Source organism: Paludifilum halophilum (assembly GCF_002245355.1).
Taxonomy (GTDB): Bacteria; Bacillota; Bacilli; order Thermoactinomycetales; family DSM-45169; genus Paludifilum; species Paludifilum halophilum.
In genome coordinates, this window is the sequence record NZ_NOWF01000002.1 from 276,518 (window position 1) to 292,634 (window position 16,117).

At 52.5% G+C, this 16,117-nt stretch carries 18 protein-coding genes; 4 read left to right on the forward strand and 14 right to left on the reverse strand.

Annotated elements, in window-relative coordinates; translation table 11 throughout:
- Nucleotides 1-72 precede the first annotated feature (72 nt).
- The 13 genes from CHM34_RS04285 to nagZ form a co-directional block, all read right to left on the reverse strand.
- On the reverse strand, nucleotides 73-255 hold the full coding sequence (locus tag CHM34_RS04285; RefSeq protein WP_141201627.1) for a hypothetical protein: 183 nt from the start codon (nucleotides 253-255) through the stop codon (nucleotides 73-75).
- A gap of 111 nt (nucleotides 256-366) precedes the next feature.
- Nucleotides 367-789 carry a hypothetical protein gene (locus CHM34_RS04290; RefSeq protein ID WP_094263347.1) on the reverse strand — a complete coding sequence of 141 codons (423 nt, stop codon included), beginning with the start codon at nucleotides 787-789 and terminating at the stop codon, nucleotides 367-369.
- Entirely contained in the window at nucleotides 786-1,889 is a 1,104-nt protein-coding gene (locus CHM34_RS04295; RefSeq protein ID WP_141201628.1) for a hypothetical protein, read from the reverse strand. Before CHM34_RS04295 ends, CHM34_RS04290 begins: the two co-directional genes overlap by 4 nt.
- Before the next feature lie 220 nt (nucleotides 1,890-2,109).
- Nucleotides 2,110-2,877 (reverse strand): CRISPR-associated endoribonuclease Cas6, encoded by a 768-nt coding sequence (gene cas6 / locus CHM34_RS04300; RefSeq protein WP_141201629.1) that lies wholly within the window; start codon nucleotides 2,875-2,877, stop codon nucleotides 2,110-2,112.
- 132 nt (nucleotides 2,878-3,009) lie between these two features.
- Complete coding sequence (locus tag CHM34_RS04305) at nucleotides 3,010-3,723, reverse strand: 5'-methylthioadenosine/adenosylhomocysteine nucleosidase (protein ID WP_094263350.1); 714 nt, start codon at nucleotides 3,721-3,723, stop codon at nucleotides 3,010-3,012.
- Between the two features lie 41 nt (nucleotides 3,724-3,764).
- A complete protein-coding gene (gene ccpA, locus CHM34_RS04310) occupies nucleotides 3,765-4,802 on the reverse strand; it encodes a catabolite control protein A (protein ID WP_094263351.1) in 1,038 nt (345 codons plus the stop codon).
- A gap of 247 nt (nucleotides 4,803-5,049) precedes the next feature.
- The gene (locus tag CHM34_RS04315) at nucleotides 5,050-6,141 is read right to left on the reverse strand and encodes a bifunctional 3-deoxy-7-phosphoheptulonate synthase/chorismate mutase (RefSeq protein ID WP_094263352.1); all 1,092 of its coding nucleotides are present in this window, start codon (nucleotides 6,139-6,141) and stop codon (nucleotides 5,050-5,052) included.
- Nucleotides 6,142-6,483: 342 nt separating this feature from the next.
- The gene (locus CHM34_RS04320) at nucleotides 6,484-7,248 is read right to left on the reverse strand and encodes a zf-HC2 domain-containing protein (RefSeq protein ID WP_094263353.1); all 765 of its coding nucleotides are present in this window, start codon (nucleotides 7,246-7,248) and stop codon (nucleotides 6,484-6,486) included.
- 12 nt (nucleotides 7,249-7,260) lie between these two features.
- Nucleotides 7,261-7,797, reverse strand: coding sequence for an RNA polymerase sigma factor (locus CHM34_RS04325; protein WP_169713583.1), 537 nt, complete (start codon nucleotides 7,795-7,797; stop codon nucleotides 7,261-7,263).
- 203 nt (nucleotides 7,798-8,000) lie between these two features.
- Nucleotides 8,001-8,423 carry an EamA family transporter gene (locus CHM34_RS04330; protein WP_094263355.1) on the reverse strand — a complete coding sequence of 141 codons (423 nt, stop codon included), beginning with the start codon at nucleotides 8,421-8,423 and terminating at the stop codon, nucleotides 8,001-8,003.
- A 118-nt stretch (nucleotides 8,424-8,541) separates the two neighbouring features.
- Nucleotides 8,542-8,892, reverse strand: coding sequence for a YtxH domain-containing protein (locus CHM34_RS04335; protein WP_094263356.1), 351 nt, complete (start codon nucleotides 8,890-8,892; stop codon nucleotides 8,542-8,544).
- A gap of 19 nt (nucleotides 8,893-8,911) precedes the next feature.
- The gene (locus CHM34_RS04340) at nucleotides 8,912-9,334 is read right to left on the reverse strand and encodes a DUF948 domain-containing protein (RefSeq protein WP_169713584.1); all 423 of its coding nucleotides are present in this window, start codon (nucleotides 9,332-9,334) and stop codon (nucleotides 8,912-8,914) included.
- Nucleotides 9,335-9,564: 230 nt separating this feature from the next.
- Nucleotides 9,565-11,325, reverse strand: coding sequence for a beta-N-acetylhexosaminidase (nagZ, locus tag CHM34_RS04345; RefSeq protein WP_094263358.1), 1,761 nt, complete (start codon nucleotides 11,323-11,325; stop codon nucleotides 9,565-9,567).
- A 184-nt stretch (nucleotides 11,326-11,509) separates the two neighbouring features.
- Between nagZ and CHM34_RS04350 the strand changes: the two genes are divergently transcribed.
- Nucleotides 11,510-12,592: an isocitrate/isopropylmalate family dehydrogenase gene (locus tag CHM34_RS04350; protein WP_094263359.1), complete on the forward strand. Its 1,083-nt coding sequence runs from the start codon at nucleotides 11,510-11,512 to the stop codon at nucleotides 12,590-12,592.
- A gap of 174 nt (nucleotides 12,593-12,766) precedes the next feature.
- Entirely contained in the window at nucleotides 12,767-13,456 is a 690-nt protein-coding gene (locus CHM34_RS04355) for a hypothetical protein (protein WP_094263360.1), read from the forward strand.
- A gap of 85 nt (nucleotides 13,457-13,541) precedes the next feature.
- Here CHM34_RS04355 and CHM34_RS04360 read toward each other — a convergent pair whose 3' ends face one another.
- Nucleotides 13,542-14,564, reverse strand: coding sequence for a YeiH family protein (locus CHM34_RS04360; protein ID WP_094263528.1), 1,023 nt, complete (start codon nucleotides 14,562-14,564; stop codon nucleotides 13,542-13,544).
- A 115-nt stretch (nucleotides 14,565-14,679) separates the two neighbouring features.
- On the opposite strand from CHM34_RS04360, the gene CHM34_RS04365 reads away from it, so the two are divergent.
- Both CHM34_RS04365 and CHM34_RS04370 read left to right on the forward strand, forming a co-directional pair.
- Entirely contained in the window at nucleotides 14,680-15,570 is an 891-nt protein-coding gene (locus tag CHM34_RS04365) for a LysR family transcriptional regulator (RefSeq protein WP_094263361.1), read from the forward strand.
- Between the two features lie 169 nt (nucleotides 15,571-15,739).
- A complete protein-coding gene (locus CHM34_RS04370; protein WP_094263362.1) occupies nucleotides 15,740-16,096 on the forward strand; it encodes a hypothetical protein in 357 nt (118 codons plus the stop codon).
- Nucleotides 16,097-16,117: the final 21 nt, after the last annotated feature.

Consider the following 16,117-nt stretch of genomic DNA (forward strand, 5'->3'; position numbering starts at 1 on the left):
TGCGCCTTTTTCATTATTACCGAAGCCCAGCCAAGTCGTCTTTCACTCCCCCCCAGCATGTTAAACACTAAATTACTCCGGCTTTGGGAGTCGTTTATCCTTTTTGATCCGATCGATGTATTCCCGAGCTGTTTCCGACGGAAGAAAACGGTCAGTCTCGCCTTTCACGGGGTAAGTATCGCTGTCTCCAACCTTTGATACTTTCGGTTTTCGGGTTTCCATCATGGAAACTTTCCCGCGGACGATCTCACTCACCAAGTATTCACCCGGCTTGAGGTCAAACGAATGACGGGAGTCATTTTTACGGTAAAACAGCACCTTCCGGTCGGTTTTGGCCACCACGATGATGTTATTGCCCCATTGATGTTAATGTGCGTTTCCCGGGATCGAGAAAGGATACGTTTCTTCCAGTTCAATCGGCTGTCCGTCCACCCGGCCCTCAAATCGGACATTCACATAGTATTGTGACTCGGGTTGATCCACGGGCGTTTTTTGGGGGGATTCCATCGGAATCACCGCTGAACCGTCGTCGGAACGGACCGTATTCGGGTTTTCCCCTTGTTCGAAGAACAACTCAAATGTCCACGTTCCTTCCGCTTTACCCTCCGGTTGCATCCGGGATTGGACAGCAACTTTGGTGATTTGGCCGCTCTCCCCGTCCACCTTAAAGGAATGTTCCGATTCGATTCTGAACAGGCCGGGACCCACCGAGGCGGGGGAAGACACCGCCGATGAGGGGGCGACGAGGAAAAAGAGACACGAAATCATCAATGTACGGTACATATTCACGGGTATTGAGACCTCCTCGCATCCGGCATTTGAATGTCCCCTCCGGCTTGTTCCCGGATGATCCGACCGTTCATCGTTCCCCGGAAAGAGACCGCCACTTTGTAATGTCCCGGTGTCTTCGTCGGAAGTTCAACAGTGATTTTCTTTTTGGAAAAAGTATGACGCACTTCTTTCACCCGTTCTTTTCCCATCAGAGAGAAGATCCACGATCCCTCCACCGGTTGATCCGTTTTCAGCCAGGCAGTGACCCGTACCCCGGACTTGCTTCCCGACTCACTCAACAAGGCCGGTCGAAGACGAAGACGGGATATGGTGTATCGATAGCGAAAAGAATCCGGGTCGGAAAAGGCGGGATCGCCTTGCATCACTTGAACCGGGCTTTGGGGATAACAGTCTTCGTATGTAGTCCCCGCCCAGACCTCCCACGGAATCCCGTCGATCGTTCCCTTCATTTTCACTGTCACACGGGAATTGGGATCTATGTTCACCGTATGCCGGAGTCCTGTAGAAAGACTCGATTTTCGACTGAATTCCGATTCACCTTCATCATTGGGAGGCGGATTCAGAGGATTCGTGACCAGGGACCAGTAGCCCCGAGCTTCCTTGGCATGAGTCAACTCCGACGTCAAGGTGCGGGATCCCTCCTTGCAGACCATCCGAAGGTTCATGCCTGGTACCGTCACACGGTCTTTGGCGGTAACATCCACAGGTTTCCCGTCCACTTCTCCCCGGAAGCGAACCCGGATGTTGAAGGTCTTTCCGGGCTTCAGCGTACCATTCGACAGAGAATGGACGTATCGGGCAGAAGGGCCATAAACGGAAAAATCCCGGATCGGCTCCTTTTTGATCTCTTCCTTCTTCCAGGACCGTTTGTTTCCATTCACCTCAAATGTCCAGTCCCCCGTTGCTTTCTCTCCATGAACCAGAAGAGCTTCGATTTGGAGAGTGGGATTCCGGTCCTGCTCCGTCCCGATCCGGGTAAAGGAAGGTTGAAGGGCCAGCTTGTAATCACTTTTGGAAACCTGATCCAATGAACCCGGCTTCCCTGCCGTCAGGAGGTTGTTGTCCGGCTCCTTTGTCACCCACCAAGCGGTGGCCATGACACCAAGGATCATCAAAACGATCAATATCAAACCATGACGTTGCTGTATGGTTGTTTCCCCCTTCAAAAAGGATCCATTACGAAACCTTTCAATATTGCGTCAAGGGAAAGGCCTCGCCCTAATACCGTTCGCCGTTGACGGTATACCCGACAACCCGGCTGTTTGTGCGACCACGGATCGATCAAAGACATCCGGTACATCACGGCCAAGCCCGAATCTAGACATTACTATGACGCCCTCCCTCCGATTCGACGGGGGTGATACAACCGAATCCCTGGCTCCCCTTGACACCGATCCCCGCGTCCAGGGCCAGTGTCAAGAGACGACGGTCATCCGCCGATAAACGAAAGCGTCCCGTGTAGCCCTTTATGACGGTTCCCTTGTAAAAAGCGACGCGTTCCCGGTGTCTTCCTACCGGCTCGATCTCCAGTCGCGGGGAAGAAGGCGGCGTTTGGTAGACAAGATCAAATTTTTTAAGCATGTTTTTTTGAATCAGTTCGGGGAAATCTTTGGACCGAGGATGAAAATAATGAGTGTATTTGCGCCCGTCAGGACGAAAAAGGGTGCTGTACACCGTCACCGGCGACAAAGTTTCTACCAGCAACCGGCGGTCCGATACCTCATGCTGACCGCCCTCCATATGCACAACCCTGAGGTTCGCCGAGCCGATCCGGATGCTCTCTTTCCGCATGATTCCATCCATGATCGACCGGCAAAAAGCGGATACCGGGGAGTGAAGGCTCAGCGTCACCGGGCCGGTGAAGCGGATTCTTTTCTGTTCCCTCAAAATCCGGTACGCCCCCCGTATCCGGGAAAAGGTAAAAAGGCGAAAACGGCGCTGACCGTGTACATATCCGGTATTATGCAAAAAATCGGCGAATTCCGCATCCAACATATCATACAGCGCCGCCTGAACAAGATAATGATAATGGATCGGAAGCTGAAAGGACGGTGACTCCGATTGAAGGGTCAGTTTGAGCCACATGGAAATGGATTCTCCTTCATTCTGGTAATTTTTCACTGACAGGGAACAACTCCCCGATAAACAAAACCGCCAGGGTCCGGAAAGACCCTGACTGCGTATAACGAATCCGTCTATGGCATCCCTGGAAACCGTTTATTCCCTATCTTTCCCTCTCTGCCGCAGCATGGCCCGGACAATGGCGTTGGAGCGACGCGCGGAAGCGGCGACAAATTCGGTGAAGTTCACATCGGCGGTATGATCCGCCCGGTCGGACATGGACCGGATCACGACAAAGGGAATCCCGTTCAGATGACAGACATGGGCCACAGCGGCCCCTTCCATCTCGACACAGGCACCGTCAAAAGTCTCCCTCAGCTGTCGCACCTGTTCGGGGTCGGCGATAAATTGATCCCCGGACAAAACCTTACCGGTGATCACTTGGCTTTCGGTCCACTTCTCCGCCGCCGCCTCCGCCAGCCGCACCCATCGGGGATCGGCTTTAAAAACGGAAACCGATTGAAACGGAAGGACACCCGGCGAATATCCCAGAGGGCCGGCGTCGATATCGTGCTGCTGACAAGCGGTGGAAATCACGATATCCCCGATATCCAAAGAAGGATCCAGGGCTCCGGCAACACCGGTAAACAAAACCGCTTCCACGGCAAACTGTCGGATCATCGTCTGGGTGCAGACGGCTGCGTTCACTTTACCGACGCCGGACTGGCACACGACGACGGTAGCATCCGCCCACTGTCCTTGAAAAAAAGTCGTTCCCGCGATTTCTTCCTGGGTCTCCAGCTCCATCTCTTCCAGAAAAAGAGCGATTTCCTCCGGCATCGCTCCGATCAAGCCGATCCGTTTTTCCATCCGCTCTTCTCTCCCCTAGAAGCATTGTGATTAAGTACGTTCTAGCCTGTTTGAGTCTCTTTTGTCAACGTGGAATCCGCCAATTCCAGCCGGTATTCCAGGAGAACCTGGTTTTCTTGGATCGGTTCGTCGTTCATGTATTTCGTCAACAGGCGCATCGCTACCGCTCCGATATCATACATGGGTACGGCAACGGTGCTGAGAAGGGGGCGTACCTGATCCGCCAAGGGGATATTGTCAAACCCGATGACCGAAACATCATCGGGAACTTTCTTTCCGAGATCCTGTGCGGCATGGATGGCTCCCACTGCCATCTCATCATTAATGACAAACAGGGCCGTCGGCGCCTCATCGCCGGTGAGCAATTCCTTGGCCGATTGCAGGCCGGAGTGGTAGCGGTAATCTCCCAACCGGACCCACTCTTCGCGCAAGGGAAGACCTTTTTCCTCCAATGCTTCCTTATATCCCTGGTACCGGGGATAACCCAGGATCGGGTCCGTCAGCGGCCCTCCGATCAAGCCGATCTTGTCATGCCCTTCTTCGATCAGGACCGAGGTGGCATCCTTCGCCGCTTGCACCTGGTCGATCGTCACATAGGGACGACTCTCATCCTCGTCATCGTAGGTGGCCGCCAAAACGATCGGTACCGAAGAACCCGCAAATATATCCCGGTGTTCATCCGTTACCTCTCCACCCAGAAAGAGAAGCCCGTCCACCTGCTTTTCCAGCAGTGTTTCGATCAACCGCAACTCTTTTTCCTTTTTCAAATCGGAATTGCACAAGATAATGTTGTAATGGTACATGTTAGCGATATCTTCGATTCCCCGGGTCAATTCAGCAAAAAAAGCGGAACTGATGTCCGGGATCACCACACCGACCGTGGTCGTCTTTTTACTGGCCAATCCGCGGGCAACCGCATTCGGCCGGTAACCCATGTTGCGAATCGTCTCTAAGACTTTTTTCCTCGTAACCGGCTTCACATTGGGGTTGCCGTTGACGACACGGGAGACCGTAGCCATGGAAACCCCCGCTTCGCGAGCGACATCATAAATGGTGATCGTCTCTTTTTTCTTCCCCATTCTTTATTCCACACCCAATTCCGTTATCGTTTGCGAATCAGTTCTCTGTTAGAATACGACAAAATCCATGCTTGGTGCAAACGTCTTCAAAACTTCGTCCGGATCGTCCAAAAGTGTTCAAAAATCCGGAGCCGCACGGTTCATTCCTTCTAGGGAGCGTTTGCCCATCGTTTATCCCGAATGGCAAAAAAGAACCGACCGTAAAAAGCCGGTTCCTCGTCCTATCTGTTCCCATGACTGCTTCATGTTATCCGGTTGTCGTTTTGGCGGGTTTGATCAACCCTGTGACCCGCATATCTTCCATAAACGTCTCAAACTGCGGAATATCAATCTGCTGATTGGCGTCGGACAAGGCCACCGACGGGTCAGGATGAACCTCCAACATGATCCCGTCCGCCCCTGCCGCCAGAGCCGCCTTCGCTACCGGCCTCTGGATATCCCTCCGCCCGGTGGAATGGGTGATATCCACAAACACCGGTAAATGACTTTCCTGCTTCAGGAGGGGAACAGCGGAAATATCCAGGGTGTTCCGCGTCCATTTTTCATAAGTGCGGATTCCCCTCTCACAGAGCATCACCTGCGTGTTTCCTCTGGAGACGATGTATTCGGCGGCGAAGAGAAACTCTTCCACCGTCGCCGACATGCCCCGCTTCAGGAACACCGGCCGCCGAACCGAACCGGCGGCTTTCAGCAGTTCGAAATTTTGCATGTTGCGAGCTCCGATCTGGATGACATCCACATAGCGCTCGGCCATTTCCATATCCGAGGGGTTGACGATTTCGCTGATCACTTTCAGGTCGTATTCATCGGCGGCTTTCCGTAACATCTGCAGTCCCTCTTCTCCCATTCCCTGAAAGTCGTAGGGAGAGGTTCGCGGTTTAAAAGCACCGCCTCGAAGCAGCCGAATTCCCTGCTTTTTCAATGATTGGGCCACTTGACGGACCTGTTCCTCCGACTCTACCGAACAAGGACCTGCCACAATCGTTCGTTTTCCGTCTCCGACCGGTTCGTCTCCCACCATGACCACGGTATCCTCCGGATGCCGCTTTCGGCTGACCAACAATACCTTTTTGTGGTTTTGCTTCTGCAAATCGAGGGAAGCTTTGAAGATTTGCTTAAATAAGTGACGCACCGTGTCATCATCAAACGGACCGGGATTTTTCCCGACGATTTGGTCCAGCATGTCTCTCTCCCGGACAGGATCGAATCGGTTAATCCCCTGCTTCTTTTTCACATCGCCTATGGCTCGAACCAATTCGGCACGCTGGCTCAACAGTTCCAACAACTTCGTGTTGATCTCATCCACCTGTCCCCGTAAATGCTCCAGTTGATGACTCAACGGTGACTCCCCTCTCCAAATTTTTAATGACTATTATATCGAAATTGCAACCGTCTGTCACCGATAAATTCATGCTATAAAAGAACCGATTGGCCCAATTTCAAAGGGACCTATCCCAACACTTCCCGGTTTCTTCTCCAACGCTGGGTACCACACATCCAACACCATAAATGGTTGGATCGGTATCTATTTATATTTCCTCCATCTCTATGGCCATTGGGTCAGCGGAACCCATATCAGAGGCATAAATAACAAAAACCCTGCCAGGATCAGCAGGGATTTTTGTATCGCAATCTTTTGGAATGGATCCAGGTGGTACCGATCCGCCGCGCCGAACAAGACTTATTGCAGTGTTGACGGAGCCGCCAGATTATCAAACCATTGCGAGATGTTCTGTTCATTGTCAGGAAAGGTGAACGTCTCCACTTGAGGTTGATCACCCGTCGTCAAAATCACGGAAATGGGAAATGTGTCCTCGGTAAAGTCGTGATCTCGGTATTGATCCCGGGAAAAGCCCGCTGAATGCAAAAGTTCCTCCATCGTATCCCCGTCGGGTACCCGTATGAAAACGAATCGCTTGATCCTTTTGACCCATCCTTGTCGATCCTTCATCAGGGTGGGGATCGCACTGGGATAAACCATGGCCGTTTCGTAATTCAGATCCCCCTCCATGTGACGGGGACGAATCACCTGGACATAATCGTTTTCGGGAATATGCAACTTCTCCGATGATGTAGCCAGCACCATGACAGTGGATCGGGACACCGACTGTTCCGGTCCCGCCACGGGAACCTGTTCCGCTGTCTGTCCATTCATCGAACCGGATTGATGCTGCTGGAGCTGGGGAACGAAGTAGACCATAAAAGCGATCGCCGTATACACCGCCGCCCATTTGACCATATGGTTGAACACCGTCGCCGGGCGGCGGGAATGTTCATGGCGGCGGATCTCCTCCAGTGAATGGACGAGGGCGATCATCTCCTGAAGGCTCTGTCGGCAGGATCCGCAATGATCGACATGCTCACGCAGGCGCGCCAGATCCGCTTTATCGATCTCCTGGTCCACATATAATTGAATCAATCGATCCATATCCCTGCAAGAAGACATCCGTCGATCCCCTTACTTTTTGGAGAGTCGTTCTTTTAACATTTTCCGCGCCCGGAACAATTGGGTTTTTACCGTTCCCTCGGGAATTTCCAGCGCTTCGCTGATTTCGGTATAGGAGTATCCATGAAAATGGCGCAGGACGACAACCCGCCGATAGATATCAGGCAGGTCCTGAATCTCCTCTTTCACCTGTTCCAGCATCAGCCGCTGTTCCACTTGTTCTTCCACCGACAGCATATCCGTCGAATGGGGGGGCTCTGATTGTATAAACGCGTCTTCCAGGGCCACCAGTTTCAAACTTTTTTTCCGTTTTTGGTCGCGAAACCGGTTGGTCATCATTGTTCGCAACCATGCTTTCAAAGATTTTTCATAGACATACCGGTTGGATTTCCGGTGAGCCTGCCAGATGGTTTCCTGCATCAAGTCCTTGGCATCTTCCGTATTCCCCGTCAGCCGGTATGCGATATGATACAGATAACGCCGGTGCTGCTGAAGGCGTTCCAGAAATTCATCCGTCATCGATTTTTTAGACGTCTCCTCACCACTCATAGGTACCTCCCGCTTCTGTATCGATCCCATCGTTTCGGAACCGGGTTTTTATAAAATCGGAATTATTGTCCACAATCAAAACAACCTCTTCTCAGATACAGGAGAACATGTTCACGAAAAAAGAACAACCCATCCCAATACGGATGAGCTTTCACACAAGCGGGCATTCTACTCGATTCTCTTTTTTTTACATGCGTTTGCATTCAATCCCCCAGCAGGATGACACCAGTCACCACAAAAAGGACTCCCAGAGCCTTACCCAGAGTGACGGATTCCCCGAAGATCATGACAGAGAGGAGAAAAGCCAATACCGGAAAGCTTCCCACCACCGGCATCACCCGTCCCACATCTCCGAACTGCAGAGCTTTGAAATAAAAAAACTGAGCGAACAAAACTCCAAATACGCCTCCGAGGAGAACGTAGATGAGCGATTTCAGATCCAGTACGGCGGCCGACGTACCTCTTTCCGAAAAAAAGAGATAAATGGCGACCAATAACGTGGTAACCGCGGCTCGTAAAAAAAGAGCCATCGTGGGTTCCGTCCGGCTCAGCCCCAACTTTTCAAAAATAGGGGCTATACCAAAACTGAGCGCCGCCAGCAATGCATAAATCATCTCCCTGCTCATGGCAACCCTCGTCTCCTCGATGTTTGTCCTATGTATATGTCAAGGAGAACCCGGATAGACATCCCCGGCAAGATAAAGAAAAGCGCCCGTCAACCGGGCGCTTTTCTTCTTCGTCTTTTCAGGATTTCAGCTTGTTCGCTGTTTTCTCGCCGATTTCCTCCACTTTTTTACCGGCTTTCCCCATCCCCTCTTCGACAGTCGAAGCCGCTTCTTTAAAAGTGTCCGCCGCGGATTCGCGAATGTCGGTCCACTTGTGGGAGGTGACTCCTTTTACATCCCCATAGCGTTGAGCCATCTGTTCCGATTTTTCCTTGACCGCTTCCTTCGCTGTTTCCAATCCCTTGTACAGGTCGGCACGCGTTTCACGGCCGGTTTTGGGAGTGAGAAGCAAAGCGGCCGTCGCTCCAATGGCACCGCCGATGACTGCACCGATAAACAGATCTTTTCCGTTCATCCCGTCTTTGGACATCCTCCCGTCTCCTTTTCCCTTATTTTACCCGGACTCTTTTTTTCTTATCAACGTTCTTATCTGAACGCCACTTTTTGAAGAGATCCAACCCTGCCCCGATCAGGGCGGTCACATTCCCCAGACGTTCCTTCTGAACGGCAGCTGTCCGCGTAATCGTAGAAGATAATTCCTGAATATGATTGCTGACATGTTCCACCGTCTCAAACAGCGAATCCGTCTGCTGGCTTTTCGCCCGCAGATCAGCCAATAACACATGGGCCTCACCGAGGGTTTTCTTTGATTCCTCAGCCACTTCCTCCAATTGGGGCTGGACCTCATTCAGCGTGGTATTCACAGAGTCCAGTGTTCGATTCACCTTGCGCAGAGAAACAATCAAGGCAACCACCAGGGCGACAAAGGCCGCGGCGGCAACACCCGCACTAATCTCGATGATCAGATTCAACACCTCCTCCGACACGATCTCTAGAAGCCTTGTGATTAGCACGTCTTTGGTGGGTCGGGGTGGGGTTCCACACTCCGTTTCGTTGTTCTGACGAGCCAAAGGCACTCCGTGTGAAACCCCACCCTCCCGAACAGGGGACTTTTTCACCATGCTTCTAGCTCTTTCTATACAAAAAAACCGGAACCTTTTTTTATTACCCGATCAAATACCATCCAATCGCTGAAGGGGGATCACGGTTGCGTCCTCCCGTGACCCGCGGGGTACATTCCGGGGATTTCCACCGGGAGCTTCCCTGTGATCGGAATCTCGCCTGTGATCCCTTTCACGGCGGCCCGAAGAGCAACAGGGTTGGAACTGTATAGGGCCAGATACGTACTCACTCGGGGAAAGGATAAAAGATCATAGGGGGTATCCAACCCGAGGACAATCACGGGTTTTCCCGTCGCCTCCAGCTCTTGAACCAAGTCAGCCTGGGACGGATGTTTCCCGGCTTGGCTCGTCCCAATCACGATCGCATCCGCCCGGGCCGCCTCCCTGGACAGTCGGCGAATCACAGATGAGTCGGGATCCGGATCGATCGACCGGGTAACCGGACGGAACCCCCGGGAGGCGAAAGCTTTTCCTAAAACATCCGCGTGGTTAGGGGAGAGGGCCAGCACCCGGGGGGTCTTTTTCGGGTTCAGCGGCAGATGATCGGAGTGATCCCGGACCTGTGTCAACGCGGCCTCCGCAATTCGGAGCGCCTGTCGCTGATGTTCTTCGGTACCTACCCCATCATCCACCTGTGATATCTCTACCTTTGGCTGGTGCAAAACAGCACGCTCCCCCAGCTTTTCTGTCTTTAATTTTAAAATGCGGCGCAGGGATCGGTCAATCCGATCTTCAGAAATATCTCCTTTTTTCACCGCTTTTTTCACGGATCGAATCGACTGTCGTTGACGAGTGAGGTCGTGGGAGACCAAAATCATGTCTGCTCCCGCTTTGACAGCGCGGACAGCGGCTTCATCCGCCCCGAAGTTCTCCACAATCGCCCCCATCTCCATATCGTCGGTGATAATCACACCGTGATAACCCATTTTTTCCCGCAATAACCCCGTTAATACCTTCTTCGACAGGGTTCCGGGAAGGCCCGGCGTGTCATCGATCGCCGGAAATGTGATGTGGGCGGACATGACGGCATCCACCCCCTGTTCGATGGCCTTTTGAAAAGGCACCAGTTCTACCTTTTCCAACCGCTTCAAAGAGTGGGGGACCGTCGGTACATCGATATGAGAATCCGTCGTCGTGTCCCCGTGGCCCGGAAAATGCTTTACCGCCGTTAAGACGCCCCCTTGTCGGTACCCCTTCAGGTTGGCGGTCGCCATCCTGGCGGCCAGAACGGGATCCCCGGCAAAGGAGCGTACTCCGATAATGGGGTTTTTCGCGTTGTTGTTCACGTCCAACACCGGTGCCAGATTCATGTTAATGCCCATCGCCCGCAGTTCCTCTCCGGTTATGCGGCCTGCCCGATAGGCTAAAGAAGAATCCCTGGTCGCCCCGATCGCCATGTTTCCGGGGAAAACCGTCACCCCTTCCCTCATCCGGACAATCTTTCCCCCTTCCTGATCCATGGAGATCAATAAAGGGATTCCCGGGGAGGAAGTCAGGGATAACTGCTGCAATCTCCGGGTCAACCCCGCTACTTGCCAAGGATTTTCCACATTGCGGTCGAATAGGATGATGCCTCCGACATGTTCTTCCAAAATCAGTTTTTGAACTTGCTCGTTCACTTCCCTCGCCGGTTGATCTCCATTTTGAAAACCGACCATAAACATCTGACCTATTTTTTCATCCAGTGTCATTTGGGCGATTTTTTTCTCCACCCAGCCGCTTTTGTCGGGATCAGGTTGGTTCCAGACAGCAGCGGTCATCGGGATGGAGGAGGGCAACAAAAGCAAAAGAGAGCATATCAGAGCAAAAAAAATACCGCTTCTGACGGGATAGCCCTGCAAAAACAACACTCCTTTTCCGCTTCGGAAGGGAAGTCATTGTTCTATTATATCCCTCCGGCTCCCCGAGAAAAAGAAGAGAGTGAGAGATTATCATTCCGATCGGTTTTCCGAATCTTCAGCGGTGTGGTAGAAGCCCGGAACTCCCGGTATAATGATGTAGGAATCGACTTGCGAGGTGATCATCTTGGATGATAAAAAAAGTATCGTCGTGTTGGAAGGCGACCAAACCGGCCAAGAGTTGCTGGAAGAAGCGCTTCGCGTGCTCGCGGCGGATGTGATCGGTTTTGACATTGAACTTCGATCCTTTGATCTCAGCCTTGAAAACCGGCGGAAAACGAATAACGAGGTGGTCTTTGAGGCCGCCCGGGCGATGAAAGAATCGGGATACGGGCTGAAGGCGGCCACCATCACTCCCGAAGAAAAAGGGGATGTGGGCAGCCCCAACGCCATTCTGCGGAAGGAGATTGACGGAAAGGTGATCGTCCGTACCGGCCGGCGCATCCCGGGAGTCAACCCCATCGCCGGAGCCTTCGCCCCGATCTCCGTGATCCGGATGGCGGTGGGTGATGCCTATGGCGCCAAAGAATGGCGGGAAGGAGACGGTGTGGAAGAAGTAGCATACCGGACGGAAACCATCGACCGGAAAACCTGCCGCGCTGTAGCCGAGTACGCCTTCCGCCACGCCAAGCGGACCAAAGGAAAAGTCTTCGGCGGACCCAAGTATACGGTCAGCCCCATCTATGAAGGGATGCTGAAGGAAGAAATGGATGCAGCCAGTCAACGTCACCCGGAAGTCCCCTACGATCCGCAACTGATCGACGCCACTTACGCCCTGCTGTTGAATAACCCCGGTGACCCCATGGTCATCCCCGCCCTCAACCGGGACGGAGATTGCCTGAGCGATATGGTCTTGCAATTGTTCGGTTCCATCGCCGGTGCCGAATCCATCCTGATGGGTGTGGACAACGAATTCAACCCGCAAGTGGTGATGGCGGAAGCCCCCCACGGTACGGCCCCCACCCTCCGCGGCAAAAATATCGCCAACCCGATGGCGATGATCCTGGCCACCGCTTCCCTGTTGACCCACTTGGATGATGAACGGGCGTCCGCGGCCTCCCGGGCGATTTATGAAGCGACAATTGAAACGGTTCGGGAAGGGCACCGTACGGCTGATTTGGGCGGAAGTGCGACAACATCGGAGTTTACCGATGAAGTGATCAACAAGGTGAAAACAAAGTTGGAAGTATGGACCAGTCTCCGGATGTAATCCCGCTGAAAGAATGCATCCATAGGGTCTGAAACGTTTTCCTCCCGGACACATCATGCCCGTGGAGACGCCCGTCGTTTTTTTGCGGCGGGCTCTTTATTTCAAGGGGAAATCGGGTGAGGTATAATCGATTTATTGTCACCTTTCATAGAATAGGAGGTTGAACCAAACACCGTGAGGATACCGATCCGAAAAATCATCTACCGGGCTCCCGAAGGGATACTGCTCGCCGGGATCACCGGTCTGGGCTATTTTTCCTCGTATTTGAGCGACCTCGGCTACAAATTACACTTTCAAATTCCGTCCATGTTCGTGGAAGTCCACACCAATTCCGTCATTCTGTCCGCCTGTATCATCATCCTGACTCTGTTGATCGCCTATCTGTCCGAGGTCATCAATGGACTGAACCGATACGGGAGGATTTTGTTTTCCTTGTTGATCCCCGCCTCCATCGCCGTCATCATCGGGATGAAGGTGGGTTTCCGGATCGAAGGAGATCTTTGGAAATGGATTCTTCTCTATCTATTACACTGTGTGGTGTTCTATCTCTTTTTTTATTCCGCCGAGAAACGCCATCCGGCTATGCTGATCACCTCTGTATCCATCCTGATTGCATTGATTATTTCGATCGCCACTTGGAGCGGATTCATTATTGCCAAATCTCAAAACTATTTTCTGGTATCGGAAACCCCTTCTCCCATGGTGGTTGTCGATGTCTACGATGATTCACTGATCGTAGCCCCGCTGGACATGGAAAAGAACCGGATTGAGCCGGAATACCGGTTTATCCACTTGGAATCGGATATCAACGAAAAGATGAAGTTCAAAATGAGAGACGTCGGACCGCTTACAGTAGCTGACTAGCAACACTGTTTGATTTTTGACGGAAAGGACCCTAAAGAAGCCCTATCGATCGGGATCATCGATGGGGCTTTTTATAGGCAGAGCTTCACCAATCAACCAGCCAACCCGATACCAGTGACAGAAATACGGAAGCGATCAACATGGCGATCAGAGGCTTCAGCGCTTTCTGTTTCAGACTCCGAAAATGAATGTTCAAGCCTAATCCCACCATGGCACTGGCGAGGAGGAAAGAACCCAACGCGCTCAATCCCTCTGTCACTTCCTGAGGAACAGGAAGATAAGAACCGATGAGACAAGTACCGACAAAACCGGCCAGGAACCAGGGAAAAGGGACTTTCCCCCCTCGATCGCCTCCTCTCTTCCGCTTGATCCAGAAGATCAGAACCAAACACAATGGAATGAGTAGGAAAACCCGTCCCAGTTTGGTCAACAGAGACACCGCCAGGGCATCTGTCCCCGCCGGAGCGGCAGCAGCGGCCACATGGGCCATCTCGTGCAGACTCAACCCCGACCAGATCCCGTACTGAGATGCACTGAAGGGTAAAAACGGGCGCAGCAATGTATAAAGAAGAGTAAACACCGTACCCGCCAGAGCGATGATTCCCACCCCGGTTGCCGTATCCTCCTCCTTGGACCCGATGATCGGGGAAACGGCGGCAATCGCCGCCGCTCCGCACACTCCGGTTCCCACCCCCAGTAAAAAGGAAAGATCCCGATCCGCGCCCATCAGGCGAGCGAGAACAAGAACCGCCATCAGGGCCAGAAGAATGGAAACGGCATCTTTCCACAACAAGGTAAAACCCTCACCCAAAATCTGTTCCATATTCAACTGGAACCCGAACAAGATGATCGCCAGGCGGAGAATCTTTTGAGAAGAAAACTGAATTCCTTCCCGGATGCGTTCGGGATAACCCGACCAATGCCGATAAACAACTGCCAGGAGGATCGCCGGGATCATCGTTCCCAACCGATTCACCACCGGCAGCATCGAAAGCAGATAACCCGCCCCTGCCACGACCATCGTAAATAGAATCCCTCCCGCAAAAGAGAGGGTCCGACGCAGACGCCTCTCCGGAAGTGGACCTTTCAACATACCGGGCTCTTTCATTTTCCACTCAACTCCCTCTCCCCCCACCTTACCCCTTTTCCTTTCATAAGTGAAATTAATTCTTATTATGATTATAATAAGAAGAAGCTATCATAAAGGGTTAGGGTGAGGAAAGATGGACCGTTCGTTATCGGTCTTCATGACCGTAGTCAAAACCCGGAATTTTTCCCGAGCGGCGGAAGAATTGCACCTGACGCAACCCGGAGTCAGTCTTCATATTCAGTCCCTAGAGAAAAAATACGAAACCCGGCTGTTGGATCGAAGCAGTAAGTCCGTCCGTCTGACTCCCTCCGGGGAAATTCTCTATCGACACGGCAAGGAGATTTTAAACCAATACGCCAGGGTGAAACGACTGATCGCCGATTTAACCCAATCCGCCAGCGGTACACTGTCCATCGGAGCCAGCTTCACTTTCGGGGAATATGTCCTTCCCCGGATCATCGCCGGTTTCTGGGCCACGTATCCCCGGATCACCCCGACCATTACCATCGAGAATACCAAGGAAGTAGGGGAACAGGTCGTCCGCCGGGAACTGGACCTGGGAGTCGTTGAAGGGCGATTGACCCACCCCGACCTGGTCATTCAACCGGTCGCCACCGATGAACTGGTTTTAGTCCTCCCATCCGGCCACCGACTGGCGAACGCCGAAGAAGTGAGTATGGAGCAACTGCGAAAGGAACACTGGATCCTGCGGGAGATCGGCTCTGGTACCCGCTCTGCCGCCGACCGCCTGTTTCAATCCCTGCACTTCACCCCCGCCTCTGTCATGGAGTTTGGCAGTACACAAGTGATCAAAGAATCGGTAGAAACAGGGTTAGGCATCACTCTGTTATCGAAGTGGGCCATCCGCAAAGAAGTATCCTTGGGGACCCTGCGCCCCCTCCGGGTGCAGAATTACCCGATCCGGCGGAAGTTTTATTCTTTGACTCATGCCTCGTCCTTTCATACGAAGGCCATGGATCTTTTTTCTACTTATCTCGAGCAACAATTGAACCGGCATTCATGAAAAAAGCAAAAGGGCCGCTAAACCCTCAATCCTCCGAAAACTCGCTGCAAAGTCATTTTTGGTGGACAGACCGTCCCGGTTTTGAAAAGATAGTTTTAAACAAGCGACGATCCGGTCGGGGGTGTGGGTTCATCCATACACCTGATCGGTATAGGAAAGGAGGAAATCCATGACTGACCGGGATGATCCCTGGATGACCCTGGAACTCCAGGGGGACTACGGCCACTTAGTGTACATTCATCGCGAAACGAAACGAAATGATCACCCCTTGCGGGCCAAGATAAAAAGGGAGTCCCTATTTCACTGGAAAATCTATATCGAAGGGGAGTTGTACATCAACGGCAGTCAAGTGCGGGGCTGGATCCTGCAAGAGGTTCAGTATCTCAAGTCCCGGGCCATCCAAAAAGCGAAAGCCTTACTCGAAGCGAGTCGAAATCAGGAAGCTACACTGTCCCATCCCAAACCCCCGAACGGCAGCTATCCTTTGGTGAAAAACAGACTTTGGGGGGAAGAGGGGGAACCATAAAACACGAGTGACTGTGGAGGT

What these genes read in the sequence shown, in the direction of transcription:
- CHM34_RS04370 (WP_094263362.1), top strand. Translation starts at nt 15,740, where the DNA reads ATGACTGACCGGGATGATCCCTGGATGACCCTGGAACTCCAGGGGGAC.
- cas6 (WP_141201629.1), bottom strand. Translation starts at nt 2,877, where the DNA reads ATGTGGCTCAAACTGACCCTTCAATCGGAGTCACCGTCCTTTCAGCTT.
- CHM34_RS04365 (WP_094263361.1), top strand. Translation starts at nt 14,680, where the DNA reads ATGGACCGTTCGTTATCGGTCTTCATGACCGTAGTCAAAACCCGGAAT.
- CHM34_RS04295 (WP_141201628.1), bottom strand. Translation starts at nt 1,889, where the DNA reads ATGGCCACCGCTTGGTGGGTGACAAAGGAGCCGGACAACAACCTCCTG.
- CHM34_RS04330 (WP_094263355.1), bottom strand. Translation starts at nt 8,423, where the DNA reads ATGAGCAGGGAGATGATTTATGCATTGCTGGCGGCGCTCAGTTTTGGT.
- ccpA (WP_094263351.1), bottom strand. Translation starts at nt 4,802, where the DNA reads ATGGGGAAGAAAAAAGAGACGATCACCATTTATGATGTCGCTCGCGAA.
- CHM34_RS04360 (WP_094263528.1), bottom strand. Translation starts at nt 14,564, where the DNA reads ATGAAAGAGCCCGGTATGTTGAAAGGTCCACTTCCGGAGAGGCGTCTG.
- CHM34_RS04305 (WP_094263350.1), bottom strand. Translation starts at nt 3,723, where the DNA reads ATGGAAAAACGGATCGGCTTGATCGGAGCGATGCCGGAGGAAATCGCT.
- CHM34_RS04325 (WP_169713583.1), bottom strand. Translation starts at nt 7,797, where the DNA reads ATGAGTGGTGAGGAGACGTCTAAAAAATCGATGACGGATGAATTTCTG.
- CHM34_RS04320 (WP_094263353.1), bottom strand. Translation starts at nt 7,248, where the DNA reads ATGTCTTCTTGCAGGGATATGGATCGATTGATTCAATTATATGTGGAC.
- CHM34_RS04335 (WP_094263356.1), bottom strand. Translation starts at nt 8,892, where the DNA reads ATGTCCAAAGACGGGATGAACGGAAAAGATCTGTTTATCGGTGCAGTC.